The sequence below is a fragment of the Paenibacillus sp. CF384 genome (assembly GCF_900106745.1).
Lineage (GTDB): Bacteria > Bacillota > Bacilli > Paenibacillales > Paenibacillaceae > Paenibacillus_Z.
Map to the genome: position 1 here is coordinate 1 of NZ_FNNV01000009.1, position 26272 is coordinate 26272.

General features: G+C 49.8%; 23 protein-coding genes. All 23 read left to right on the forward strand.

Annotated features, from left to right (window positions below):
- Window positions 1–194 precede the first annotated feature (194 nt).
- The 23 genes from BLW29_RS15765 (at window position 195) to BLW29_RS32030 (ending at window position 26077) form a co-directional block, all read left to right on the forward strand.
- Window positions 195–1241 carry an NAD(P)-dependent alcohol dehydrogenase gene (locus tag BLW29_RS15765; RefSeq protein ID WP_090981222.1) on the forward strand — a complete coding sequence of 349 codons (1047 nt, stop codon included), beginning with the start codon at window positions 195–197 and terminating at the stop codon, window positions 1239–1241.
- A gap of 205 nt (window positions 1242–1446) precedes the next feature.
- Window positions 1447–2010: an alkyl hydroperoxide reductase subunit C gene (gene ahpC / locus BLW29_RS15770; protein WP_090981224.1), complete on the forward strand. Its 564-nt coding sequence runs from the start codon at window positions 1447–1449 to the stop codon at window positions 2008–2010.
- 128 nt (window positions 2011–2138) lie between these two features.
- Entirely contained in the window at window positions 2139–3668 is a 1530-nt protein-coding gene (ahpF, locus tag BLW29_RS15775) for an alkyl hydroperoxide reductase subunit F (protein WP_090981226.1), read from the forward strand.
- A 189-nt stretch (window positions 3669–3857) separates the two neighbouring features.
- Entirely contained in the window at window positions 3858–4421 is a 564-nt protein-coding gene (ahpC, locus tag BLW29_RS15780; RefSeq protein WP_090981229.1) for an alkyl hydroperoxide reductase subunit C, read from the forward strand.
- A gap of 14 nt (window positions 4422–4435) precedes the next feature.
- The gene (gene ahpF, locus BLW29_RS15785; RefSeq protein ID WP_090981231.1) at window positions 4436–5965 is read left to right on the forward strand and encodes an alkyl hydroperoxide reductase subunit F; all 1530 of its coding nucleotides are present in this window, start codon (window positions 4436–4438) and stop codon (window positions 5963–5965) included.
- Between the two features lie 177 nt (window positions 5966–6142).
- On the forward strand, window positions 6143–7063 hold the full coding sequence (locus tag BLW29_RS15790; RefSeq protein WP_090981234.1) for a class I SAM-dependent methyltransferase: 921 nt from the start codon (window positions 6143–6145) through the stop codon (window positions 7061–7063).
- Window positions 7064–7392: 329 nt separating this feature from the next.
- A complete protein-coding gene (locus BLW29_RS15800; RefSeq protein ID WP_177186655.1) occupies window positions 7393–8445 on the forward strand; it encodes a GerAB/ArcD/ProY family transporter in 1053 nt (350 codons plus the stop codon).
- Window positions 8442–9779 (forward strand): spore germination protein, encoded by a 1338-nt coding sequence (locus BLW29_RS15805; RefSeq protein ID WP_177186656.1) that lies wholly within the window; start codon window positions 8442–8444, stop codon window positions 9777–9779. The genes BLW29_RS15800 and BLW29_RS15805 overlap by 4 nt, the downstream gene beginning before the upstream one ends.
- A 15-nt stretch (window positions 9780–9794) precedes the next feature.
- Window positions 9795–10916 carry a Ger(x)C family spore germination protein gene (locus tag BLW29_RS15810; RefSeq protein WP_177186657.1) on the forward strand — a complete coding sequence of 374 codons (1122 nt, stop codon included), beginning with the start codon at window positions 9795–9797 and terminating at the stop codon, window positions 10914–10916.
- 179 nt (window positions 10917–11095) lie between these two features.
- Window positions 11096–12196, forward strand: a complete 1101-nt coding sequence (locus tag BLW29_RS15815; RefSeq protein WP_090981244.1) for a fatty acid desaturase family protein — start codon at window positions 11096–11098, stop codon at window positions 12194–12196.
- 1283 nt (window positions 12197–13479) lie between these two features.
- On the forward strand, window positions 13480–14184 hold the full coding sequence (locus BLW29_RS15820) for a sensor histidine kinase (RefSeq protein ID WP_177186658.1): 705 nt from the start codon (window positions 13480–13482) through the stop codon (window positions 14182–14184).
- Between the two features lie 5 nt (window positions 14185–14189).
- Window positions 14190–14834 (forward strand): response regulator, encoded by a 645-nt coding sequence (locus tag BLW29_RS15825; protein WP_090981248.1) that lies wholly within the window; start codon window positions 14190–14192, stop codon window positions 14832–14834.
- Window positions 14835–15136: 302 nt separating this feature from the next.
- On the forward strand, window positions 15137–15892 hold the full coding sequence (locus tag BLW29_RS15830; RefSeq protein WP_177186659.1) for a YveK family protein: 756 nt from the start codon (window positions 15137–15139) through the stop codon (window positions 15890–15892).
- Window positions 15873–16520 (forward strand): CpsD/CapB family tyrosine-protein kinase, encoded by a 648-nt coding sequence (locus BLW29_RS15835; RefSeq protein WP_090981252.1) that lies wholly within the window; start codon window positions 15873–15875, stop codon window positions 16518–16520. Before BLW29_RS15830 ends, BLW29_RS15835 begins: the two co-directional genes overlap by 20 nt.
- 277 nt (window positions 16521–16797) lie before the next feature.
- On the forward strand, window positions 16798–17697 hold the full coding sequence (gene galU, locus BLW29_RS15840; protein ID WP_090981254.1) for a UTP--glucose-1-phosphate uridylyltransferase GalU: 900 nt from the start codon (window positions 16798–16800) through the stop codon (window positions 17695–17697).
- Window positions 17698–17710: 13 nt separating this feature from the next.
- Entirely contained in the window at window positions 17711–18361 is a 651-nt protein-coding gene (locus BLW29_RS15845) for a sugar transferase (protein WP_305728487.1), read from the forward strand.
- Window positions 18362–18380: 19 nt separating this feature from the next.
- On the forward strand, window positions 18381–19637 hold the full coding sequence (locus tag BLW29_RS15850) for a glycosyltransferase family 4 protein (RefSeq protein WP_090981258.1): 1257 nt from the start codon (window positions 18381–18383) through the stop codon (window positions 19635–19637).
- Window positions 19638–19666: 29 nt separating this feature from the next.
- Window positions 19667–20980 carry an O-antigen ligase family protein gene (locus tag BLW29_RS15855; protein WP_090981260.1) on the forward strand — a complete coding sequence of 438 codons (1314 nt, stop codon included), beginning with the start codon at window positions 19667–19669 and terminating at the stop codon, window positions 20978–20980.
- Window positions 20977–22194 (forward strand): glycosyltransferase family 4 protein, encoded by a 1218-nt coding sequence (locus tag BLW29_RS15860; RefSeq protein ID WP_090981262.1) that lies wholly within the window; start codon window positions 20977–20979, stop codon window positions 22192–22194. The genes BLW29_RS15855 and BLW29_RS15860 overlap by 4 nt, the downstream gene beginning before the upstream one ends.
- A 5-nt stretch (window positions 22195–22199) precedes the next feature.
- Window positions 22200–23249, forward strand: a complete 1050-nt coding sequence (locus BLW29_RS15865) for a glycosyltransferase (protein WP_177186660.1) — start codon at window positions 22200–22202, stop codon at window positions 23247–23249.
- A complete protein-coding gene (locus tag BLW29_RS15870; protein WP_090981266.1) occupies window positions 23246–24145 on the forward strand; it encodes a glycosyltransferase in 900 nt (299 codons plus the stop codon). The genes BLW29_RS15865 and BLW29_RS15870 overlap by 4 nt, the downstream gene beginning before the upstream one ends.
- Window positions 24146–24166: 21 nt before the next feature.
- Window positions 24167–25507: a lipopolysaccharide biosynthesis protein gene (locus BLW29_RS15875; protein ID WP_090981268.1), complete on the forward strand. Its 1341-nt coding sequence runs from the start codon at window positions 24167–24169 to the stop codon at window positions 25505–25507.
- An 18-nt stretch (window positions 25508–25525) separates the two neighbouring features.
- Window positions 25526–26077, forward strand: coding sequence for an acyltransferase (locus BLW29_RS32030; protein WP_177186661.1), 552 nt, complete (start codon window positions 25526–25528; stop codon window positions 26075–26077).
- The last annotated feature ends 195 nt before the right edge of the window (window positions 26078–26272 follow it).

The following is a 26272-nucleotide window of genomic DNA, read 5'->3' on the forward strand; positions in this document are numbered from 1 at the left end:
GTTATTTGTTACTTATATTATACTATATTAACGCGGTGTCGTGTTAAATTATGAGGATATAACAAAGGCTGTCGAGACTTTCTCGACAGCCTGAGGCTGCCATTTGGCAGCCTTTTGTTTGACACCGTGGATCTCTATCGTGAAGAATAGTAGAAGAACTACTTATCTTTATCCATACGCGCAGGAGGTTATCCATGATTAACGTAAACGCACACGCTGTATTCAGTCCGGAAGGTCCTTTCAAACCGACCACGATTGAGCGCAGGGAACTTGGTCCGCTTGACGTCCTCATCGAGATTAAATACGCGGGTATTTGCCATTCCGACATCCATTGTGCCCGCGGAGAGTGGGGACCGGTAAGCTATCCGCTCGTTCCGGGTCACGAGATCGCCGGCATAGTCGCGCAGGTTGGTTCGGAGGTTGTGAAGCATGCCACCGGCGATAGAGTAGGAGTAGGCTGCATGGTGGACTCCTGCAGAGAGTGCGACAGTTGCCATAAAGGCGAGGAACAGTACTGCCTCCGTGGAAATACAGGTACTTATGGAGCTATCGATCGGTACGGGCAATACACGCAGGGCGGTTATTCCACACATATCGTGGTGACGGAAGACTTCGTCGTTCGAATTCCGGACAACATGGAGCTTGATGCCGCGGCTCCGCTCCTGTGCGCCGGCATCACGACGTTCTCGCCGCTTCGCCATTGGGGGGCAGCTCTGGGCAAGAAGGTAGCGGTGGTTGGATTCGGGGGGCTCGGACATATGGCGGTGAAGCTCGCACATGCCATGGGGGCGGAGGTTACGGTGTTATCTCAAACCGAGAAGAAGAAAGAAGACGGTTTGCGGCTTGGCGCAGACCATTATTATGCTACGGGCCATCCGGAGACGTTTCAGGCATTGGCCGGTTCCTTCGACCTCATCATCAATACGGTGAGCGCTAAGATCGAGATCAGCGCCTACCTTTCGCTGCTGGCGCTCGACGGCACGCTCGTCAATGTCGGTGCGCCGCCGGAACCGATGTCCGTAGACGTGTTCTCGCTTATCGGTCATCGCCGGTCATTTGCCGGCTCCATGATCGGCGGCATTCGCGAGACGCAGGAGATGCTTGATTTCTGCGCGGAACATGGCATTGCTCCTGAGATTGAAGTGATTGCAGCAAGCCAAATCGATGAAGCATGGGAACGCGTACTTGCATCTGATGTACGTTATCGATTTGTTATCGATATCAGCACAATGGGATCATAGAAGAGGCTGCATGAAGCGAGGTTTTTCTGTATAATGTTCCTCATGTAGACAATACTAGCACGTGGCAATGGTTTCGGATGTTGGGGAGGTCCAGTTGAAAACAATTATCAATTGGACGCTAAAAAGTCTTGACAAATGCTCGTCCGAGAATTAATATCAATTTAGAATAATTTCAATTAAATGCTCTCTAGGAGGAAACAAACATATGTCTCTAATCGGAAAAGAAATTCTACCTTTCAAAGCGCAAGCATTCCAAGGCGGTAAATTCATCGAAGTATCCGACGCTACTTTGAAAGGTCAATGGAGTGTTGTTTGCTTCTATCCAGCTGACTTCACGTTCGTCTGCCCAACTGAGCTTGGCGACCTGCAAGATCAATACGCGACATTGAAATCGCTTGGCGTAGAAGTTTTCTCCGTATCGACAGATACGCACTTCACGCACAAAGCTTGGCACGATAGCTCGGACACAATCGGCAAAATCGAATACATCATGATCGGCGATCCTACGCACACGATTTCCCGTAACTTCGACGTGTTGATCGAAGAAGCTGGTCTGGCTGACCGCGGTACATTCATCGTTGATCCAGACGGCGTTGTTCAATCGGTTGAAATCAGCGCTGGCGGCATCGGCCGCGATGCAAGCACGCTTGTGAACAAAATCAAAGCAGCTCAATACGTGCGCAACAATCCAGGCGAAGTTTGCCCTGCGAAATGGCAAGAAGGCGGCGCAACACTTAAACCGAGCCTTGATCTTGTTGGCAAGATCTAAGGAACGAAGGATATGACAACTGCCGCTTTGCATCCTGATGGGTGCAGGCGGTTTTTTCTTGCAATTACTGAAAATCATTCTCAATTATTAATCGGCAATTCTATTACATTACTTGGGAGGCATGTGAAATGGTTTTAGACCCGGAGATTAAAGCGCAACTGAACCAATACCTTGGATTAATGGAAGGCGACGTGCATATCCAAGTCTGCGCAGGCGACGATCAAGTATCCAAGGAAATGCTTGAGCTGATGGATGAACTTGTCGGCATGTCTTCCCGCATTAAAGTAGAGAAGGCCGATCTGCCAAGAACGCCAAGCTTTAGCGTGAACCGTCCAGGCGAGAATACGGGCATTGCGTTCGCTGGCATTCCGCTCGGTCACGAATTCACGTCTTTGGTGCTTGCCCTGCTGCAAGTCAGCGGCAGAGCGCCCAAAGTCGAGCAGGAAGTGATTGAACAGATTAAGAGCATCCAAGGCGAATTCCGCTTCGAGTCGTATATCAGCTTAAGCTGCCATAACTGCCCGGACGTCGTGCAGGCGCTGAATCTGATGAGCGTCCTCAATCCCGGCATTTCGCATACGATGATCGACGGCGCGGTTTTTAAAGAAGAAGCCGAGAGCAAGGAAGTCATGGCGGTTCCATCCGTGTACTTGAATGGAGAGTTTTTCGGCGGCGGCCGCATGACCATCGACGAAATTCTGGCGAAAGTCGGCACGTCGCGCGACGACTCCGAGTTGTTCGAGAAGAAGCCGTATGACGTGCTTGTTGTCGGCGGCGGACCTGCAGGTGCGAGCGCGGCTATCTATGCAGCACGTAAAGGCATTCGCACAGGCATCTTGGCGGAGCGCTTCGGCGGTCAAGTCATGGATACGGTCGGCATCGAGAATTTCATTAGCACGAAGTACACGGAAGGTCCGAAGCTCGCAGCCAGTCTGGAAGAGCATGTGAAAGAGTACAACGTCGACGTCATGAAGCTGCAGCGCGCCGTACGTTTGGACAAGAGCAACTATATTGAAGTTGAGCTCGAGAACGGTGCCGTGCTGAAGAGCAAGACCGTTATTCTCTCCACAGGCGCTCGCTGGCGCAATGTCGGCGTTCCCGGCGAAGCGGAGTTCAAGAACAAAGGCGTGGCCTACTGCCCGCATTGCGATGGTCCGTTGTTTGCAGGTAAGCACGTAGCTGTCATCGGCGGAGGAAACTCCGGTATCGAAGCTGCGATTGATCTCGCAGGGATCACGAGCCATGTCACCGTGCTGGAATTCGCGCCGGAACTAAAGGCGGACGCTGTTCTTCAAGATCGCCTGTACAGTCTGCCGAACGTAACGGTGCACAAGAACGTCCAGACGAAAGAAATTACAGGCACGGACAAAGTAAACGGCATTTCCTATATCGAACGCGATACAGGTGCAGAGAAACATGTCGAGCTTGAAGGTGTATTCGTACAGATCGGACTTGTTCCGAATACCGACTGGCTCCCGGATCATATCGAACGGACTCGTTTCGGCGAGATTGTCGTGAACAACCATGGTGCAACCAGCTTGCCGGGCGTATTTGCCGCAGGAGATTGCACGAACAGTCCGTATAAGCAAATTATTATTTCGATGGGGTCAGGCGCAACCGCAGCTTTAGGTGCATTCGACTATCTCATTCGTCATTAATCGCAGTCGGTAAGATGGACTGCAGTCTTCAGGCCGCCCTTGTATCCTGTTGGATACGGGCGGCTTTTTTACGGGAATCATTGATAATTGTTTTCAATTGGAAGCAGAATAGTATTGACATCAGACTATATAATAGTTAATATTACTTTATAATAATTATAAATAAGAGCAAATCAGGAGGAACACATCATGTCTCTAATCGGAAAAGAAATTCTACCCTTCACAGCCCAAGCTTACCAAAAAGGAAATTTCATTGAAGTTTCTGACGCTAATCTCAAAGGTCAATGGAGCGTCGTATGCTTCTACCCGGCTGACTTCACGTTCGTCTGCCCAACGGAGCTTGGCGACCTGCAAGATCAATATGCAACCTTGAAATCTCTTGGGGTGGAAGTCTACTCCGTTTCTACAGATACGCATTTCACGCATAAAGCTTGGCACGATAGCTCGGACACAATCGGCAAAATCGAATACATCATGATCGGCGACCCTGCCCATACCATCTCCCGCAACTTCGACGTACTGATCGAGGCAGACGGAATGGCTGACCGCGGCACGTTTATCATTGACCCTGACGGCGTCGTGCAAACCGTTGAAATCACAGCCGGCGGAATCGGCCGGGATGCAAGCACGCTCGTTAACAAAATCAAAGCAGCGCAATACGTACGCAACAATCCTGGCGAGGTATGCCCTGCAAAGTGGCAAGAGGGCGCTGAAACGCTTAAACCGAGCCTCGATCTCGTAGGCAAGATCTAAGGAGTGAATGGACAATGGTATTAGACCCGGAGATAAAGACACAATTAAATCAATACCTTGGTTTGATGGAAGGCGACGTGCTGATTCAAGTATGTGCAGGGGACGATCAAATATCGCTAGATATGCTTAGTCTGGTGAACGCCATTGCCGGCATGTCATCTCGAATCAAGCTGGAGAAAGCGGATTTGCCGAGAACGCCAAGCTTCAGCGTAAACCGTCCAGGCGAGGACACGGGCATCGTGTTTGCCGGCATCCCGCTCGGTCATGAATTTACATCCTTGGTGCTGGCGCTGCTGCAAGTCAGCGGCAGAGCGCCTAAGGTCGAGCAGGACGTTATCGATCGGATCAAGAGCATTCGCGGCGAATTCCGCTTCGAGACTTACATCAGCTTAACCTGCCATAACTGTCCGGATGTCGTGCAGGCGCTGAACCTGATGAGTGTCCTGAATCCCGGCATATCGCATACGATGATCGACGGCGCCGCGTTTAAAGCGGAAGTGGAGAGCAACAATATCATGGCTGTCCCATCCGTATTCCTAAACGGAGAGTTTTTCGGCGGCGGCCGGATGACGATCGATGAGATCCTGACCAAAATCGGCGTGACGCGCGACGACTCGGAGCTGTTCGAGAAAGAGCCGTACGATGTACTTGTTGTGGGCGGCGGGCCTGCGGGAGCTAGCGCGGCGATTTATGCGGCGCGCAAAGGGATCCGTACCGGCATCGTGGCAGACCGCTTCGGCGGACAAGTTGTCGATACGCTTGGCATCGAGAATCTGATCGGCATGAAATATACCGAAGGTCCGAAGCTGGCGGCTAGCCTGGAAGAGCATGTCAAAGAGTACAACGTCGACATTATGAAGCTGCAGCGCGCTGTTCGGCTCGAGAAGGATAAACTGTTCGAGGTGCAGCTCGAGAACGGTGCTGTGCTGAAGAGCAAGACCGTTATTCTATCAACAGGCGCTCGCTGGCGTACTATCGGCGTACCGGGCGAAGAGGAGTTCAAGAATAAAGGCGTGGCTTATTGCCCGCATTGCGACGGTCCGCTCTATGCCGGTAAACGCGTAGCCGTAGTCGGCGGAGGCAATTCCGGCGTCGAGGCAGCAATTGATCTCGCGGGCATCACAAGCCATGTCACCGTTCTGTCACTCTCGTCGGAATTGAAGGCGGACGCTGTTCTTCAAGATCGTCTGTACAGTCTTCCGAACGTAACGGTGCTCAAGAATGTGGAGACGACTGAAATTACCGGGACGGACAAAGTACGCGGCATTTCCTATATCGAACGCGATTCGGGCGCCGTTAAGCATGTCGAGCTCGAAGGCGTGTTCGTTCAGATCGGACTTGTTCCGAATACGGAGTGGCTTGGCGATAGCCTTGAGCGGATGAGCTCCGGTGAGATTGTCGTGGACAAGCGGGGAGCAACGAGCTTGCCAGGCGTATTTGCCGGCGGCGATTGCACGGACAGTGCGTACAATCAAATCGTGATCTCGATGGGTTCCGGCGCTACCGCGGCTCTGAGTGCCTTTGATTATCTGATTCGTCACTAATTTCGTTCCATATGTTCGTCCAGCCGCCCGTATCCTAATGGATGCGGGCGGCTTTCTTATCCTGTTAAGAGAGTTAGAGAAAACATAGGTGAAAGGATATGAGGGGCAAACACATAAACAACTAGCGATCAGTCGGAATAGATTAATAGAAAGAAGGTTAGGAAAGAAGGCGTTCGTTTGAGGATTGATTTGGGATGCGGATCCCGTAAATTCAACGATTGCATGGGTATCGACAAGGTAGCCTATCGTGGTGTCGATCTCGTGCATGACTTTGAAAAACCTCTGCCGCTGAAGGACAACTCGGTTCAATTTGTCATGGCTTCTCATAGTTTAGAATATGCGGAGAATCTGCTAGATGTCTTGGGAGAGTTGTACCGTGTTTGTCGGCATAAGGCAATGGTTTGTTTGGTCGTGCCCTATGCGCATGTCAGTTCTCATCTGGTGAATCCGCAATTCAAACAGTTGTTCAATGAATATTCGCCGCGTTATTGGACGGCGAGCGCCGATCATGTAATCAGTGAGGATGAGTTCATGCTGCCGCAACAAGAGTCGTGGTCGCTTAATGAAGATTCGTCAATCGATTTCAGACCTTTGCATATGGAGTATTTCTATTTTCCGGCGTATTGCAGCGGATATGATCGACTTGAGCTCTCCCTGCTTCGGCAGTCTCAACTGAATGTTGTGCATCAAATGATGATTCACCTGCTTGTCGTCAAGCAGCCGATTTCGCTTCATGAGATGCAGCTCCTTCAAGAAACGGCCACGTTTGAAGAGCCGACCTATATTACAGAACATAGAGCGGCGATCACAGAGATAGAGGCGAAGGAGACTACGTTTTACTTAGATCATCTGCACCCGATTCTAGGACAAATGAAGGGTAAAAAGTCGGCTGCTAAACCTTCGACTAAACCGTCTGCATGGCCGAACTCGCAGAAAGAGCGGGAGAAAGGGAAAGAGAAAGTTAATGAGAAGGATACAGAGAAGGGGATTGCGAAAAGAGAGAAGCCTCTTGCAGGGAAATTAAAGCCAGCAAGTCGACAATCGACGAAGACCAAGCTAAAAAGTGCTGCTGAAAAGACTCGAACCAACCGCATATAATCAACCGGTCCTGCTACCAGGACCGGTTATTTATTTATAGGCATTCAAAGTTGTAACGGTTGTGAGAGTGCTTATTTGGCCTATCTGTACCCTTTTTATTTACTAACGGTTGCCCATGAGCTTATTTGCCATTTTTGACTCGAAATCGACGATTTTACTCCAAATAACCTCTGTGGCAACCGTTAGCGTTTCAAAAGTCGTTTTTTTCATGAAATAGCCACGCTGACAACCGTTACCGCGAAAATCGATACGATGAATGAGCTTATCTCGTGCGATTTTCATAATCAAACCACAATTGGTGCATTCTACCTCCATGGAGGTGGAATAAATTGACGAAGATTAATGCTGCACAGACTTATATTTTATTATCGTTCTCGATCTCTTCCTTTCTGCAAACCACCTCAGTAAATCCCATCCTATCCGTCGGTGGACGAGACGCATGGATCGCAGTTGCGCTATCGATTGTCCCTTTCATCGCATTTGCACTTATCGTATACACCACGTATGACGCTAGAACATCCCTATTGGTTGAATCCAAACGCCAAGTCGGAGGTGTCGTAACTGCGATATTCAAAATGCTGTCATTACTCTACTTAGCGACCAATGCGTTCATTGATTGCCGCGACATTGTCACGTGGACGAAGATTGTGCTGCTTCCCTTTACCCCTAAAATCATCGTCATATTGGCATTAGTCGGACTAGCCATGTATCTCGGTGTCAAAGGGATTGGGCCTATCGGTATCGTAGCAACCGTCGTATTTATACCGGTTTTCTGTGCGATTGTTTTTCAAAATCTATTCGCGATGAAATACGTACACTACAGTTTCCTTCGGCCTATCGGTACAACGCCATTTCCTTCATTGCTGGAAGGGATGTGGGATACTTGGCGTGGAGAGGGGAATATTGCCCTTCTGTTGTTTCTGTCCCATCATACGGATGGCGCTGTCAAAAGGGGAAGGTTAGTATGGACTTGTATAACGCTTGGCGTGCTCGCAACCATGATAGCGGCCACGCTGCTGGCTACATTTGGGCCAGTGGAAGCAGCAAGACTCTCATTCCCCATCTATAACGAAGTTCGATTAATTCAAATTACAGAGTATATCGAGAAGATGGACTTCATTTCCGTGTTCATATGGATGACATTTACCGTTGTGAACGCGTCTGTCATGTTATTTCTGATTGGTGACGTCATCAAACCACAATCTAAACTACCGGTGCTATTGATGGGCGTGCTCCTCATTGCTGCCTTAGCCATACCATGGGGGGAATTGAGTTATTTGACCGTATTAAGCGAGTATTATATTCCTTATTCAGCCTGGCTTGTAACGGCTATTATCTTGTACGCGTGGGCCATTCGCGCGAAGAAGAAGGTGTTTTCATGAACCAAGAAGCAGAAGCCTTAATTCAAGACGCGTTTGATGTCAAACTGGAGCAAGTAGGCGAGATTTCCTTCATATACTGCGAAAGCTTAGTCAATATGGACAGGCTCAAAACGATCGTCATTCCGAACTGGAAGCAAATGATCCAGAATAACGAATGGAAACCGATGGAGCAGACCCTCTCTGAGGAAATATTCGCTGGGGCAGTGGTCATGCTCCCGGATCAGCTTAAATATGATCTTCATGAGCCGCGAAGCCGAAGCATCGAGGAATCAACAAGCGAAGTCTCCATTAAAGGTCCGAGGGACGGATTTACAGAGGAAGTCATGACTAACGTTGCGCTCATTCGCAAACGGATGAAAACAACCTCGCTGAACTATGAGCAAGTGAAGATAGGGAGGCGTGGAAATACGGCGGTTGCGCTGCTTTATTGCAAGGATATAACAGATGCGGCGATCGTGAAGGAGCTCAAAGCAAGGCTTGCGAGAATAGACATCGATGTCCTCCTTGGGGTAGCTCAGTTGGAGGAGTATTTGAGCGATTCGCCCAACTCCATATTTCCTCTTGTCGATTATATCGGCAGACCGGATTTTGCAATCCAAGCGCTCATGACGGGGCGCTTTGTCATCCTTATAGACGGCTCCCCGATGGCTATTATCGGACCCATTAACTTTCTGGAGCTGATCAAGTCGCCGGAAGATATCCACTTCCCTTTTTACTATACGATTTTTCAGCGTATGCTGAGATTTGTTGGTCTTATGGTTGCCATGTTTTTGCCGGGTTTCTGGGTTAGTTTATTCTCCTATAATATTGACCAACTCCCATTCCCGCTCTTGTCGACGATCGTTACCGCACGAACGGGTATCCCTTATCCCGCGCCAATCGAAACCTTCATTATTCTGGGCTTGTTTGAGATGTTCCGGGAAGCGGGAATCAGGCTTCCGACGGCGGTAGGTCAAACGGTTGCGGTTGTAGGCGGACTGATTATCGGAGATGCCGCCATTCGCTCGGGATTGGCGTCGCCATCCATGTTAATGGTCACAGCTTCTGCGGTTGTCGCTACGTTTACACTCGTGAACCAATCCTTAAGCGGAACGGTCACGCTCATCCGTATCTACGTGCTCATAGTCTCGTGTATATTAGGCTTGTTCGGATTCTTTATAGCCTTGCTTTCCGTTATCGCATACATGGCCACATTAAAGTCGTTCGGCGTTCCGTATTTGGAACCGATCAGTCAGATGAAAGTGAAACCGTTTATTCTCTCCATTCTCGATCTTCCGTTTCATATGAAGAAGGAACGCTTCAAGGCGCTCCATCCCAAAGATAAAACCAAGTAAAGGGGGGCGCTGTCCTTGAACGTCAAATTGGGAGCGAAAATAGGCGCATGCCTCCTAACCGTAACTTTACTGCTGACCGGGTGCTGGGATTACAAAAACATCGAGGAAGTCCTTTATGCCACTGCGATCGGATACGATTATAACAAAGGGAAAACGATTGTGTATGTTCAGATTGTAAGCCTTTCCTCTGCCACCAATGCGGAACAAGGCTCGTCAGGCGGCGGTCAACCGCAAATCTGGGTAGGCAGAGGAGTTGGCAGAACACCAAGCGAGGCCGCAGGCGACTTGTATAGTACCGCGCAGCGCAAGATCGAATGGAGCCACATCCGATCTGTTCTGATATCAGATCGGATGCTCCGCCACATGGGGCCAAATGGACTTGATTCCTATCAAAGGTATCGCGAGTTTCGATATTCCTCTTGGGTGTATGCTACCAAGGAACCGGTGGATAAAGTGTTAAAAGCACAATCCTTTTTTACGCTAAGTCCCTTAACCACATCCATGCAATCACCGCGAGACAGCCATAGCCAGCGTTCGATCTATCCGATGCTGACCTTTCAAGAACTAATGCTCGGCATGCTTGATCCCGGCTATACAACTACGATTCCCGCGCTGGCGCTGGATACAGAGAAATGGTCCAATGACCAAAATAAACGCGACCCTCACCTCAAAATCGAAGGGGTCTTCGTCATGGACGAAACCAAAGCACAGGGATACATTCCAGAGAAGAAGATGATGGGTCTGCGTTGGTTTCAGCCTGATATGATTCGGACCCCTGTATTGGTGGCAAACGGCGTCGTATCCATGGAGAAGGCGAAATCCAAAATAAAATTCACCAAGCGTGGTGATGAGGTGTTGTTTACGATTGATGTAAGTACACATGGCAATATCGTCGAATGGTTAAGCGAGGAGGGGGACGAGTCAGCCGTTGTGGGCGAAGTTTCCGCTAACATTGCACGCGAGATAAGGGAAACGTACGAAACCAACATTAATAAAGGCATTGATCTGTACAATTTCAGGCATCACCTGTTTCAAGGCAGGGTAAAGAACTGGAAAACGATCAAGATTGACGAGTCCTCCTTAAAAGCTGTAAACGTTAAGGTCTATATCGATCATGCAGGCAAAAGTACGATCTAATCAGAAAATGCGGACCAAAATCCTGATCATTCCGTAACATGGGATCAGGATTTTGCAGTTTTATGAAGGATTGTCCTTATCGTGCAAATGAATGTCTTGTTACGTTAACGACAGTTTGTTCGCTAGGCGTTATGATTGAAGAAAGCGCTATCACATATCTGCATGGGGAGGTCTTCACAATGTCTGCGAGAAGAGATTATAGCCTGACAGGACCGGAGAATAAACGCGCGCAAGAAAGAGGATTAGCATCAGCGGAGGATTGGTATAAGAGCCCGATTCCGCGCCAGCGTTTGAAGGAATTAATGAAGCGTAAGGATGGACCTGCAATTCGTGATACGATTCTGATGTTTGCATGGCTCATCGGTACGGGGATTCTTGCCTATTATTCTTGGGGAACCTGGTGGGCGATACCTGCGTTTGCCTTATACGGGGTGAGCTACGCTTCGACTGCCGATTCAAGGTGGCATGAATGCGGTCATGGCACGGCTTTTAAGACGGCTTGGATGAATGACGTCCTGTATCAAATTGCTTCCTTCATGGATTTGAGAGCGCCAACCCCTTGGCGCTGGAGTCATGTGAGACACCATACCGATACTTATATCGTAGGACGCGACCCGGAAATCGCGATGTCCAGACCCCCGGTTTGGCGCATTATATTCGGAGAAATCGTTCATATCTATGGCGGATCAAGAGATCTTAAAGCGATTATGACGCATTGCTTCGGGAAGCTGACTGCAGCTGAGAAGGATTACGTCCCGGCGTCTGAGCTGAGGAAAGCCGTTTGGATTTCGCGGATCTGGGTGCTTATTCTTGCGGGCTTCATTGCTTGGTCGATTCTGATCGGCAGTATTCTGCCGCTCATGTTTGTTGGTCTTCCGACCTTCTATGGCCCGATTCTGCTGCTGCTCGTGGGCTTGGGTCAGCATCTGGGTCTCAGGGAAGATGTATTGGATCACCGGTTGAATACGCGTACGATTTATATCAATCCGTTCTTCCGCTTCCTGTACTGGAATATGAACTATCATATCGAGCATCATATGTTTCCGATGGTGCCCTATCATGCGCTGCCTGCCCTGCATGAGGAATTGAAGTTTGACTACCCGGCACCGAGTCCAAGTCTATGGGCTGCGCTGAGAGAGGTCATCGCTGCATTGATCAAACAGAAGGAGAATCCCGACTATGTAGTGGATCGACCGCTTCCGGCTACTGCTAATCCCTATTATTACGGTGCGCAAGCCGGCAAAACAGATGGAGATAAGGCGTCTAGCCATGGAGCTTGAGGGCTGAAAGCAAAGGCTACCTTCGCGCGAAAATTTAACGAACCGTAGAGGCGTTATTTGGCCGTTTATCGACGTGATTATGGATCAAATAAGCCCCGTACGGTTCGTTAGAACATGGCAGCCATTCAGCAGCCTCAGTGTCTCGAGAAATCGAAATCCACGTTAAAAGCAACGCTGAATTTTTTAGCTGCCGGTACGGTGCGGGGGAAATCTTTATTATGCTTTGTCCTCCGTTATAAGCGCATGTTCTCTCGCATTTCAACGCTAACGGTTGTGACAGTGGTTATTTGGCAAGAATTTGCCCTTTATATTGTCTAACGGTTGCCAGCGAGCCTATTTGATCGTTTTCCAATAGAAATCGACCCATAGGCTGCAAATAACTTCTATTACAACCGTTAGCGTTTCAAAATGGCATATTTTCGTGAAATAGCCATTCTGGCAACCGTTACACTTATTCATGTAGTATCTGCTTCGCTACGAACGATTCGAAAAGATCGAAAACAAAAACGAAACCAAACGCGTCATACAACTCCCGATGGGAGCCTCGCGCGTTGCAACGCTGGGTTTCTCGACATTCAAGGCTGCCAATCGGCAGCCTTTTTCGTGCTGTCAGATTCATTTCGACCACACGGGGGTAAGTAGTGGTTTGCCGAAGAAGAAATGCAGTTGGCAGAGTATTCTTCTCATTATTCTCACTTTCTTCTCATTATTTAATCGAAATTGTACGTATGCAGTGTGCAAAAGCACCATGGTGAGTACTACTAAGGGGAGTTGTATGCGCTAAAATATGGAAATAATCTTTAAATTTTTGTTAAAGTGATGATTTTGTAATTGCGAATGGTCCCACTTCTATACGGTTCTCTCGAATCCCCTATTGGGTAATGAGGCCCAAGTGACGGAAGCTGCAAGAATAAATCTAAATGTCATGTTTGAGAATCGTTCTCGTTCCTTGTGCGGTGCTATGTTATCAGGAATTCTCTCTTACAAAAAGATTACAAGATCTAACCTCTCTCGTTAGCTTTAACCATCGAGTTCGACAAACAGATGCTCAGCGATTGAGACCAAGGTCACTCTTTGCCTGTAAACGAAAGGTTAACAAAATCAGTACTCCTGAATTATGTCCATGTCCATCTTCTCAATGTATGTTGAGAGGAGAAGTCCAATTGTCCGAATTTGGATAACCATGACGAAAAGCTAGTATTCTCTCATATTTAATCATAGAATGTGCGCTCCATAACCGAAAGTGGCGTTTATATTGAGTGATAAGAAAGGTGATGATAACGATGGCAATTCAGATCGAATCAGAACGATTCTTAATCGAGGAGCGTAACCGGATCGCTGAGGAACTGCATGATCGTGTTTCCCAGCATTTATTCGGTATCATTTACGCCATTCAGTCCATGAAAAATGACTGTAACGGAATGAATAACGACCAGACTCAAGAGCAGATGCAGGAAATTCAAGAAGCGGCGCTGGCTGCTTCGCGTGAACTGCGTGCATCGATTTACAATCTGAGCTCTCGCGAGAGCGATACGAACGGCGATACTTCCTGGATCAGTATGGTCAAATCACATTTGGCCAATCAGGCCAAGCTGAACGGTATCCAAATTCACATTAACGCACCGGACTCCGATCATCGTCTATCCATAAACCATCAACGAGCACTGTATCGGATGATTCTGGAAGGGGTAGGCAATGCGATCCGTCATGGCGGGAGCAGCAGTGTTACGATTCAATTATCCGTGGAGAAGCGTATCGTTAGACTCTCCATCGAAGATAACGGGCGCGGCTTTAATCCTTGGCTGCTGAAGCCAAGCAAACCGGATTCAGGCTACGGCATTTTCAACATGCGCAAACTGGCCGCATCGCTAGGCGGCAAATATGAGATTAGCAGTAAGCAAGGGAGCGGGACCGTGATTAGGGTCTTGCTGCCGTTACCGTTAACCGGCGTTCATAAAGCAACTGGCCAAACTACGAAAAGCGGGTGATCGACTTGAGAATCGCGATTGTGGATGACCATCATGTGGTCCGCAAAGGCTTGATCGCCGTACTGGCGCAGGAAGAGGGAATTGAAATTATAGGAGAGGCTGAAACGGTCGAAGAGGCTGTGCAGCTCATAGAGACGACTGAGCCTGATCTGGCTATTGTCGATATTCGGCTTGGCGACCAATGCGGCTTCGACGTGGTCGAACAGCTTCGAGATCATAGCTGCCGTTTCATGATGCTTACTTCATCTGCGGCGGAAGCGGATATTCGCAGGGCAGAGGAGTGCGGCGTTGACGGCTATGTACTTAAGGACTCCATGCCCGAGGAGCTGCTGCTCGCAATCAAGATGATTGACCGGGGAAGAAAATACTTTGACCAGGGGCTGATGGACGTTCTTATCCGCAAAGACCCGGACGATCCGCTGGAGAAGCTGACTCCGAAGGAACGCAATGTGCTGTCTTCACTAGGGGAAGGATTGTCCAATAGCGCCTTGGCGCAGAAGCTGATGATCAGCGAGTCCACGGTTAAGAAACATATCAGTAATATTTTTCAGAAACTACAAGTCAATGACCGCACGCAAGCTGCACTTTATGCGCAGTCGCGGGGAGTAGCGGCGTACGCAATGTCGGATGAGCTATCCGGAACTTCTTAAAAGAGTGGCGACCGCCGCTCTTTTTGTTCGTCATAGGGGCCATATGGTACGAAAGTATAATGCGAATGTGTCCATTGGATGCGGCCCGGCGTACGACTTGCGATGAAACAAAATCATCCTGCCGTTCAATAGTCTTCAAGCGTAAAGTCGCTATACAATTAAGGTGTACAGTGAAATGGCCGAACCACGAATGGGAAAGTTGCTCCCCGAAAGTCAGATTGCAGCACATAAATATATCAGAATATTCAGACTAAAATAGTGTTCAATCGCTAACTAATGAACGCGGTATCGGAGGAACTAGCTTGGAATTACAACGATATTGGAACATTGTCAGAAAGAAGCTGTGGCTGATCGCTGTCATGGTAATTGTCAGCTGTACGCTTGTCGGCTACTACACGAACCACTTCGTGAAACCGCAGTACGAAGCTTCGACGAAGCTGATCGTCGGTCAGAGCAAGGAAGTGGATCCGAACAAATCGACCGTTGATGTCGCTTCGATCAACTCTAATATTTTGCTGATCAAAACCTATAAGGAAATTATCAGGACGCCACGCGTCATGGAAAAGGTCGTTAAGGAGCATCCCGAACTCGGCGCAACCGCAGGTGAGCTTGCTTCGAAAGTGAGCGTCAGCTCCATCAACGACACGCAGGTGATGACCATTACCGTTCGAGATACTTCTTCTGAACGTGCTGCCAATATGGCCAACGCCATGTCGGAGGTGTTCCGCCAGGAAATTCGGACGCTTATGCATTTGGACAATATCGCAGTGCTGAACTTGGCTGATCCATCGGAACACCGGGGTCAAGTTTCGCCTAATCCTGCGATGAACATCATGGTCACATTCGTACTGGTCCTGATGGCTGGCGTCGTAGCCGCCTTTATTCTGGATCAGTTGGATAACACGGTTAAGACGGAGGAAGACGTTCAGGAACAATACGGAATTCCCGTGCTTGCGGAAATACCCAGAATCAAAGGAAGCGATAAGGCCGCAGGCGGCCATAATGCTCAGATGAAGCAGTTGGCAGGGAGGAAGAACAATGTCTCGCTTGATGCATAGAAGTCGTAGTCTCGTTACCGAGAACAACCCGAAGTCGGCCGTCTCCGAAATTTATCGCAGCTTGAGGACGAAAATCACCTTCTCGAACCGAGACACCGCTTTGAAAACCGTCATGATTACATCGGCGCTGCCCGGCGAAGGCAAGAGCACGACAGCAGCCAATGTTGCGGTAGCCTACGCTCAAGCGAATAAGAGAGTGCTGCTCATCGATGCGGACCTGCGAACGCCTGTTCAGCATCACATATTCGAACTTAACAACGACCGTTATGGGCTAAGCACGGCATTAGCCAAACATAGTGAGCTTGATGCCATTATTCAGCAGACGAGGGTTGAGAATCTCTATGTGCTAAGTGCAGGACCGGAACCGAATGGTCCGTCCGAGCTGCTGGAATCGCCAGAGATGACAGCGCTGCTAGAGCAGGCGAAGGCGCGCTTCGATATCGTAATTATCGATACGCCTCCGGTAATGACAGTTACGGATGCACTGATCGTAGCTAACAAGACGGATGGTGTCGTCCTTGTAGTGAAACCGGGAAAAGTGAAGAACGATACAGCGGCCAAAGCGATGGCAGCACTGGAGTATGGTCAGGCAACGGTCATCGGAGCCGTTCTCAACCGGGCTCGTTAGCAACCAACATTGTACATCTAGCATCTCGGCCGATTTAAGGAAATGTCTCCTGCTCCTCTATCACCGGAGGCACTCGGTTATGCTGTGGGTCAAGCGGCCTTAGACGTTTATCGTCAGGGGTATGACGTGAGGAAGGGTTCAATGCCCTACTCTATTTCTAGATTCGTACCTTCTTATCTAGAAATACGAGCTATGTTTTACTCAATGGCGAGAAAACATAGCTCGTGTTTTTAGAACACGACATAGATACAGAAATAAATTGGATAGGGTGAGATCAATGAAAAAAGTGAGAAAAGCAATTATCCCAGCGGCTGGACTCGGTACTAGGTTTCTACCCGCAACCAAAGCAATGCCCAAAGAAATGCTTCCGATTGTCGACAAGCCGACAATCCAGTACATCGTGGAGGAAGCGATCGCATCCGGTATTGAAGACATCATCGTCGTCACGGGCAAAGGAAAACGTGCAATTGAGGATCACTTCGATATTGCCTTTGAGCTTGAGCATACGCTCGAGGAGAAAGGGAAACACGATATCCTTCGTAAGGTACAGCAGTCTTCTAACGTAGAGCTTCACTATATCCGGCAGAAAGAGGCAAAAGGTCTCGGACATGCCGTATGGTGCGCGCGTAATTTCATTGGCGACGAGCCGTTCGCCGTACTGCTTGGCGATGATATCGTCAAAGCGGATGTTCCTTGCACCAGACAACTCATCCAGCAATATGAGCGGACAGGTAAATCCGTGATTGGTGTTCAAGCCGTTGGCGCTCACCAAACCCATCGTTATGGGATCGTAGATCCGGTTCTAAGAGATGGTCGACTTTGCACGGTTAATCGTTTCGTAGAGAAGCCGGCATTTGGACAAGCCCCATCGAATCTCGCGATTATGGGCCGTTATATTCTAACGCCTGATATTTTCGATTATCTGGGCCGTCATGAGACGGGTGCAGGCGGGGAAATTCAGTTGACGGATGCAATTCAGAAGCTGAATGAGGAATCAGGCGTATTCGCCTATGATTTCGAGGGGGTTCGCTATGATGTTGGCGAGAAGCTCGGATTCATTATGACAACGATCGATTTCGCACTCGGCAACAGCGAGCTGCGCTACCAATTAATAGAAGAGCTTGAGGAAATTCTCGAGCGGGAAAGAGCGAGTGTATCTCATGAATCGACAATTTGATCAGGAAGCTGTCATGAAGGTGTCGGAACATCGGGCTCTGCTGAACTACAATAATTTGATTGTCTATACGATAGTCAAACGCATGATCGATTTTACCTGTGCGCTGATTGGGTTAATTATTCTGCTGCCGCTGTTCGTACTCATTGTGCTCCTGATTAAGCTGGAAGATCCGAAAGGCTCTGCGTTCTTCTATCAGACGCGGATTGGCAAAGACGAGAAACCTTTCAAAATGTACAAGTTTCGCTCCATGGTATCAAACGCGGAGGAGAAGCTGAAAGAACTGCTGGATCAGAATGAAATTCAAGGTGCCATGTTCAAGATGAAGGATGATCCGCGCATTACAAGAGTCGGAAAATTCATTCGTAAAACAAGCATCGATGAGCTTCCGCAGCTGGTTAATGTACTGAAAGGAAACATGTCGCTCGTCGGCCCCAGGCCGCCGCTGCCGAGGGAAGTTGCAGAATATTCGGAGTACGACAAGCTCAGATTGACCGTGACATCGGGCTGTACGGGATTATGGCAGGTCAGCGGACGCAATGAGCTGAGCTTCGAACAGATGGTAGAGCTGGACATCCAATATATCCAGAAAAGATGCATTATCGGCGATTTGAAAATCATCTTCAAAACCTTCAAGCTGCTGCTTGGCGCGAAGGATGCTTTTTGATAGGGGGTAGGGACTGCACATGAAAACCATCATGTTTATTACGAACCGGTTTCCCTTCCCGAATACGGATGGACGGAAAAACATGCTCTTGCAATATATACGGCAAATGAAGGAGATTCATCCGGACAGCGAGATTGTGAATTTGTCCTTCGTGGACGATGACCGGTATCTCAAGCATCGGCCGGATGAAATTGACCGCCTGGTTACGTTAGAGCTGCCCGGTTTGGTTGAGAAGCTCTACAATGTCGCGGTATATTCCTTGCTGCTAAGAAGATGGCCGCTTCAGGTATCCGTCTATTACAGCCGGAAGACCCATCGGAAGATCAAAGCAATCGTGCAATCGGAGAAACCGGAGCTCATCCTGTACGACATGGTCCGAGTTGCGGAATATGTATCCGAGGAACAAGGCAGACAGGTGCTGAGCTACGACGATCTGTTATCGCTGCGCTATCAGCGTCAGCTGGAATGGTTTCACTATATCCCTTCGGCACTAGGAGGGTTTGCGGATAAATTGCCAGGCAAGCTGAAGCGCATGGCGGACGTGAAGTTTATTCAGAAATGGTTGATTGATCTGGAGAGCCGACTGCTTGGCAAGTACGAGAAGCGGGTGGCTGCGCAATTTCACCATCTCATCTTCACTTCGCCGACCGAAGCGGAAAGCTTCCAGAAGGTCACGCGACATGAATCCTGCTATGGCATTCCAATGAAGTTCGAAGCGGATATGCGGCAGGGCAGCGGACCGCGTCGTTACGATCGGAACAAGCTGGTGTTCGTAGGGAAAATGGATATTCCGCATAACAGCTCCGCCGTCGTTTATTTCTGCGAACGCATATGGCCCCAGATCAAGCGGAATGCACCGGAGGCTACCTTCACGATTGTCGGGAAGAGTCCGACCGCCGAAGTGCTGCAGCTGCAGGAAACCTATCCGGGCGTCATCGTAACCGGAGAAGTGGACGATGTGAAGCAGATCGTAAGCAAGTGTGCGCTCATGATCGCTCCGCTGCTGTTCGGTACAGGCATCAAAACGAAAATCGTCGAAGCGATGTCCTGGGGCGTCCCGGTCGTGACCAATCAGATCGGCGTTGAAGGGATTAGCGCGAATCACAGTGAGGATCTGTTTATCTGCGATTCGGACGAAGAAATGGTTCAAAACGTACTGCTTCTACTCAACAACCCAGAGATTAACGATAAAGTATCGCGCAATTCGGTACGCTATGTCGCAGGTCATTTCAGCAGCTCCGCCACACGCAAACCTATGGAGCTGATCTTATCATAGCTCCGCTTGCGTCAAGAGCAGGTGCATACATGGTTCTTCGAAATCTTATTATTATGCTGTTTCTCTTTTCCTTGGCCGTTCTAACCTATGATAGCTTGCCGTATTTTCACTTCTCGGTCTATCGTCCGGTCGCCATGTTTCCGATGTTCGCAGCATCGTTTCTACTGTTATTCATCAATTTCCGGTTCAGGGCCGGAGACCTCTTCTTTCTTGCATTCGTGATTTACAGCATCGGGCATTCATTGGTGGCATCCATCGGCTATGAGGATGTAGGCAGCAGTTTCAAGCATGTCATTACACTGCTGTTTGGCCTATCGATGTACCGGGTGTCTGTTTATATCGCGGAAGAGACCAAAACAGATCCTGCCTTGAAGGGATGGATTGCCAAGAGCCTGTTAATCGGGTTTATCCCGCCAGTAGCGATTGGGTTCATTCAGCTCGTGGACGCACTCGTTCTTCACAGCGGTTTCTCTTTGCCGCTAACCGGGTTGTTCTCGGAGAAGGTGTATCGCGGCCGGATTCAAATGCTGTCCGGTGAACCTTCGTGGGGCGCCATTCATATGCTGAGCGGCGGCGTTCTCATGTTTTACCTGTTCAAACAAGGTTTTCGTAAGCATTTGATGCTGCTGATCGGCACGGCAGTACTGCTGGTATTATCCTTCTCGGCTTATGCCTACAGCGTATTGCTTACCGCGCTGCTCATCTATGTGCTGATTACGAACAGGAACCGCGGGAAGATGCTGCTTGTGCTTGCGGCATGCGTGCTTGTCGTAGGGTTAGGGGTTCCGTTCTTGTTGGAAGCTTTCCACGTCAGCGGCTACTTTACAGACCGATTCCAGTTTGACTTCGGTTCGCTGATAAAGACCGATAATTCCTTCTTTATCCGGGTCGTTTTTCCGGCTATCGGTTTCTTGGAGTTCGCACACCATCCGCTCTTCGGTGTTGGAGGAGGCTTCTATTACAGGGATTTCGCGGAATTGCTGCTGAAGCATTTCAATGATGGATTGGTTTTCGACGAGGTACATGATCTTGTCTTCGACTCTCCTGAGATGGCAACGTCACGGAATCTGCTGTCCAAAGTGTTCGCAGAGGAAGGGTTGATCGGTGCCGCGCTGTTCTTCGGCTTTATGATCTCCGCTTTAAGGAGCGCAGGTTCGAGCCCATACGCTAAATTCGCTTTCGCATTGTGCGTTTCGCTCGTCATGAACTTCGATTCCTATTCCTTTGTGAACTTCTGGCTGTTGATCGGGTTCATCCGAGGCGGTTTTTTCAATGAACAGCCGACTGTCTTGGCAGTAGGAAGCGTGATGCAGCGCATGAAGGGAATGAAACGAATTGCATGAGAATTTTAATTGTAAATAGTTTGTACACGCCGTACATCATTGGCGGCGCGGAAATATCGACACAAATCTTAGCAGAATCATTGGTCTCAGCCGCAGAGGTTCATGTCTTTACGGTTGGCGGGCAGAAGCGCAGCGCCGGTGTTCAGCGAGAAGTGATTAACGGCGTCACCGTGCATCGTCTGCCCTACAACAATCTGTACTGGATTGGTGAGCCGCAGGGACGCGGAACGCTGATGAAAGCCGCTCGCAGAATGATTGATTTGTACAATCCGGTGCAAATCAAGATGTTCCGCAGCCTGCTGAAATCGATTAAACCGGATCTTGTGCATACCCAGAATTTATCCGGGTTTGGCTCGGCGGTATGGTCGGCTTGCGCAGAGGAAGGGATACCGGTAGCGCATACGCTTCGGGATTATTCGCTCCTCTCGCCGGTTAGTTCGCCGATCAAGAATCAGGCGTTAGCGCGTGTCTATCATTCGACCTCGCTCGGCTATAGCAGACAGGTATCGGCGGTCGTCGGAATCTCGTCGCATATTCTGAAGCGTCATACGGATGCGGAGTTGTTTCCGAATGCAGCCAAGCTGGTCATCCCGAACGCCGTGGATGGTGCGATCGAAGGCGGACCGAAAGACTTTCACCGCGAGCCGCTGCGAATCGGTTACTTCGGCAGAATTGAAGCCGAGAAAGGCGTACGCGAGCTTATCGACGCCGTCCGATTCCTGCCGCGCAAGATGGTGGAGCAAGTGATGATTTGCGGTGATGGCGGCCTTAAGCAGCAGCTTCAGGTGTTATGCAGCTCCGATGATCGCTTCGTGTTTACCGGTAAAGTTACACCGGCAGAGGCCCGCAGCCATATGGGACGCGTCGATGTTACGTTTGTGCCTTCCATATGGGAGGAGCCTTTCGGAAGGGTAATCATCGAATCTTACCAAGTCGGGACTCCGGTCTACGCCTCGGCAGTCGGGGGGATTCCGGACGCGGTCTGGAATCCGGGTGAATTCCTCTTTGCTCCGGGGAGCTCGGACGCCATCCAAGCCAAAATTATCGCGTTCCATTCCTTCGGGGGCGACGAGCGTAGAAGGATTGGGGAGCAATGTCTCAAACATTGCCGTAACTTTACGACCCAATCGCTATTGGACAAGCACCTTAATCTCTATGAGCAAATTCAATATGGCCAGCATGAATACGCGCTTGCCGGGGTAAACGGGAGATGAGCGCCATGAGCAAGTCGACCGTTTACATGTGGCCCAAAACGAGCCCGGATAATAAATACAGCGAACTGCTGACTCAATCAATTGAGCAGGCAGGACTGCATGTCGAGCATTATGACCAACAAGCGGTTCTGAAGCCGCGCAGCGGGGATATCGTCCACATGCATTGGCCGAGTAATTCCTATCAGCATGCATCGGGATTGGCCATGACAGTCGTAAAGTCGTTGTTCTTCGCGCTGCTGCTGCTCTATTACAGATTAAGAGGCGTTCGCTTGTTCTGGACGGTTCACAATATTTGGCCGCATACAGGCCGAACTCGCTGGGACTATATCATGCGCAAGTATATCTTGACCGTATGCCACCGAGGTTTTGTCCTGAGCGAATCGGTAAAGCAGGAAGTGTCCTCTGTGTTTGGGATATCGTCCAAGAAACTGGTCGTTACGCCACACGGCCATTATGTGGGTGCCTACCCGGGTACAGGAACAGATATCCGACAGAAATTCGGCATTGCGCCGGATCGGTTTCTATTCTTGTTCGTCGGTCGGATCAATCCGTACAAAGGAGTGGATCGACTCGTGGAGGCGTTCGCGTCACTGGGACATGCGAAGTGCAGCTTGCTAATCGCAGGAAGGGTCGATAAGGGGTACAGCCTGGATTTCATCGATGCCTATAACAGCAATGGAGACATCCATGTTTATCCGCATTTTGTAGGTGATGATGAACTCGCAGACTACTTGCAAGCGGCCGATCGAGTCGTTCTGCCGTACAACCAAATCACGACATCCGGGAGTGCGATTCTCGCTTTATCCCATCATAAGCCGGTTATAGCGCCGAATCTGGGTGCACTCGGCGAGTATGTAACAGGCGAATGCGGCATTCTGTACGATCCGGCTGATCCAAACGGTCTGCGCAATGCGCTTCGCGAGTCCTTGGACATGGATATGAAGCAAACGGAGAAACAAATCGAAGCCAAGCTGCGAGAGCTCGATTGGAGCCGAATAGCCGGCAAAATGATCCCTATTTATAGCGGTACAAAGCTGCATGAGGTGAAAGCATGAAAGCAACGATAGCGATTTGTACACATAATCGGGCAGCAGATGTAAAGGAAGCGCTGCTCAGCCTGCTGCAGCAAAGCTACAAACAACCTTTCGAGGTTATCGTCATTGACAATCGATCCACGGATCATACCAAACAAACGGTACTGGACTTTCGGAACATGGTCGATATCCAGGTTCGCTACGTGTATGAGGAACGACTTGGTTTATCCGTCGCTCGGAATCGTGCGATCCGCGAAGCGCAAGGCGAGATCATCCTCTTCCTGGATGACGATGCCAAGGCATCGAAGGATTGGATCTCCGGCATCGTCGAGTTGTTCGACGAGAATCCGCGAATCGGCTGCGTAGGCGGGAGAATCGATCCCGCATGGGAAGGGAGTCCGCCGAGATGGCTGTCCCGAGATAACCATTCCCTCTACAGCATCTTGGATTATTCAAATGACATTGTGGAAATGAAGGAACCGGCGATCCCATTCGGAGCGAATGTTGCTTTCCGCATGTCGGTGTTCGAAACGATGAATGCGTTCCGCGAGGATCTCGGCAGAGTAGGAAGCAATTTGCTCTCCAGCGAAGAGGCTGAACTGATTGCGCGTATCCGCACTCGGTATGCGGTTTACTATACGCCTCATGCCTCCGTGCTGCACAAGATTCCGCGAAGCCGCATCAGCCGCAAATGGCTGCTGAGACGCATTTATTGGCAAGGCGTCAGCAGCGCGGTGTCCTCGAAGCAGAAAACGGGTATCATCATGAAATCGCTCGTGAAGCTGCCGATTTTTGCGGTGCTGACGATCTTGTTCCTGTTCGATAAACGGCGAATATTCCGCAATATCAGCAAGATCATTTATAACAACGGACTGATCAGCGGCGTGCTGCGAAGCTATCAACCGAAGCGAATATAACCTTTGAGGATGTTTTGAATCATGAATCAAATGGCTGTTACAAGAGCGGGAGCAGGCCGCAGCGTATTCCGAACCATCCTGCATACCAGTGTCGCCAATCTGCTCATTATGGTGTTAAGCACGGTGACCTCCATCGTGACTGCACGAATGTTCGGCGTCGAGGGGAAGGGAATGTTCTCGGCCATTCTGTTCTGGCCAACCTTGCTGGCAGGGCTTGTCTCGTTTGGGCTTCCGACTTCCCTGATTTACAACATGAAGATGCATGCAGGGAAAGCAGCCGAGTACATTCGAGCAGGATTCATGTTTCAGCTGCCTGTCAGTCTGATCGTCGGCACGGTTGCCTGGATCTATTTGCCCGTCTGGCTCGGAAACTACCCGGATGATGTCATTCGGACGGCTCAGTGGTACACCATCTTGACGCTGCCCATTCTGCTTGCAGTTAATCTGCTCTCGGCGCTTACGCAAAGCATGGATAAATTCGTGCTGTATAACGGATTGCGGTTATATGTTCCGCTCAGCAATTTGCTCGGTCTGCTTGTACTATGGGCAGTCGGCAAGCTATCCCTGCACAGTGCGGCATTCGTGTTCTTCGGGACGAGCCTGATGGTCATCTTCTGGGCATTGTACCGCCTGCGGCATGAATTGTCGTTCAACTGGCTGCGGCGATTCTCGGACCGTAATGTGCTCGGGACACTGTTTGGCTACGGTGGTCGCGTATTCGGCGTAGAGCTGCTTGGCACGCTGTATTCGCAGTGCGACAAGCTGATCATTCTGTCGCTGTTAACGCCAAGGGATTTCGGACTTTATACGGTTGTGTATACCTTATCTCGCGTGTTCAATGTCGTACAGACGGCCATTTCAAACGTTATATTCCCGAAGGTGACAGGGCTCAGCCAGGACAAGATCATCGCGTCCGTAAGCAGAGCGTTCCGGCTGTCATTCCTGCTCATGACCATCGCGGTTATTCCGGGGATGCTCATCGGTCATTATTTGCTGGGTCTTCTGTATGGGAAGCAATTTCTGGAAGCCGGAACCGCCTTCTACCTGCTATCCCTTGAATGCATCATCGGCGGAGGCTCATGGATTCTCGCTTCTTCCTTCAATGCAATGGGGCGTCCAGGTTTGGTAGCGATGCGGCAAGCGATCGCGCTGGCTATTACAGTAGGGCTGTTCTTCATCCTTACACCGCTCTATGGCTTGAACGGCATCGCGATTGCCTTACTGCTCGGCGCGGTCATCCGCATTCTGATTACGATTGCGGCTATGAGAATCGTGTTCAAGGTGCGCATTCTCAGCATCCTGTACGACAGAAACGATCTACGCTTTCTATTCCAGCACATCACGCGAAGAATGCAAACCTAGGAAGGCGGCAACACCGCAATGAACATACGCAACAGAAGCATCAAGGATTACTTCAAATTCGGTTATCGCGTATTGCTCGGTGCGTTCTTTCGGAGGCATGTCGATCAATGCGGGAAGCTGCTGCGGGTAGGCGGAAGCATGACGGTGTCGAAGGCCAAACGAGCCAAGCTCTTCATCGGCAATTACGTCATCCTGCACAAGCATACCGGGTTTTACTTGGATTCGAACGAGGCTGTTATCGAGATCGGCGACCATACCTTCATTAATCGTAGATCCGAAATCAGATGTAAGAAGCAGGTGAAAATCGGCAGTCACTGCGCCATCTCATGGGATGTCACCATTATGGATACGGATTATCACTGTATCGAGGGAAGCGTGGCGACCAAGCCGACCATCATCGGCGATCATGTCTGGATCGGCAATAAGGCGGTTATTTTGAAAGGGGTCACGATCGGCCAAGGCGCCGTTGTTGCTGCGGGGGCAGTTGTGTCGAGAGACGTGCCGGCCCATACGCTTGTCGCAGGCGTCCCGGCGAAGCCCATCAAGCGCAACGTCAAGTGGAACATCTGACGGAGCGAGATAGAGCTTGTTCAAAAAGTGCGGAAGGGAGAAAGGGATTGTGCCGGAGAGTTTACGTGCCGCCTTTGATGGTGTGTTGTTACCTACTAGTCTAATCCTAGAGAACACACAATCAACAGCGGCCGCAGGCACATCCCTGATCCCTGCAGCATTCGCTTTTTGAACAAGCTCGCAGAGAGATAGAGA

Excerpts from the sequence above, each read along its gene's own strand:
- BLW29_RS15765 (WP_090981222.1), top strand. The coding sequence starts at position 195 with ATGATTAACGTAAACGCACACGCTGTATTCAGTCCGGAAGGTCCTTTC.
- ahpC (WP_090981224.1), top strand. The coding sequence starts at position 1,447 with ATGTCTCTAATCGGAAAAGAAATTCTACCTTTCAAAGCGCAAGCATTC.
- ahpF (WP_090981226.1), top strand. The coding sequence starts at position 2,139 with ATGGTTTTAGACCCGGAGATTAAAGCGCAACTGAACCAATACCTTGGA.
- ahpC (WP_090981229.1), top strand. The coding sequence starts at position 3,858 with ATGTCTCTAATCGGAAAAGAAATTCTACCCTTCACAGCCCAAGCTTAC.
- ahpF (WP_090981231.1), top strand. The coding sequence starts at position 4,436 with ATGGTATTAGACCCGGAGATAAAGACACAATTAAATCAATACCTTGGT.
- BLW29_RS15805 (WP_177186656.1), top strand. The coding sequence starts at position 8,442 with ATGAACCAAGAAGCAGAAGCCTTAATTCAAGACGCGTTTGATGTCAAA.
- BLW29_RS15815 (WP_090981244.1), top strand. The coding sequence starts at position 11,096 with ATGTCTGCGAGAAGAGATTATAGCCTGACAGGACCGGAGAATAAACGC.
- BLW29_RS15820 (WP_177186658.1), top strand. The coding sequence starts at position 13,480 with ATGGCAATTCAGATCGAATCAGAACGATTCTTAATCGAGGAGCGTAAC.
- BLW29_RS15835 (WP_090981252.1), top strand. The coding sequence starts at position 15,873 with ATGTCTCGCTTGATGCATAGAAGTCGTAGTCTCGTTACCGAGAACAAC.
- galU (WP_090981254.1), top strand. The coding sequence starts at position 16,798 with ATGAAAAAAGTGAGAAAAGCAATTATCCCAGCGGCTGGACTCGGTACT.
- BLW29_RS15845 (WP_305728487.1), top strand. The coding sequence starts at position 17,711 with ATGAAGGTGTCGGAACATCGGGCTCTGCTGAACTACAATAATTTGATT.
- BLW29_RS15850 (WP_090981258.1), top strand. The coding sequence starts at position 18,381 with ATGAAAACCATCATGTTTATTACGAACCGGTTTCCCTTCCCGAATACG.
- BLW29_RS15855 (WP_090981260.1), top strand. The coding sequence starts at position 19,667 with ATGGTTCTTCGAAATCTTATTATTATGCTGTTTCTCTTTTCCTTGGCC.
- BLW29_RS15860 (WP_090981262.1), top strand. The coding sequence starts at position 20,977 with ATGAGAATTTTAATTGTAAATAGTTTGTACACGCCGTACATCATTGGC.
- BLW29_RS15865 (WP_177186660.1), top strand. The coding sequence starts at position 22,200 with ATGAGCAAGTCGACCGTTTACATGTGGCCCAAAACGAGCCCGGATAAT.
- BLW29_RS15870 (WP_090981266.1), top strand. The coding sequence starts at position 23,246 with ATGAAAGCAACGATAGCGATTTGTACACATAATCGGGCAGCAGATGTA.
- BLW29_RS15875 (WP_090981268.1), top strand. The coding sequence starts at position 24,167 with ATGAATCAAATGGCTGTTACAAGAGCGGGAGCAGGCCGCAGCGTATTC.
- BLW29_RS32030 (WP_177186661.1), top strand. The coding sequence starts at position 25,526 with ATGAACATACGCAACAGAAGCATCAAGGATTACTTCAAATTCGGTTAT.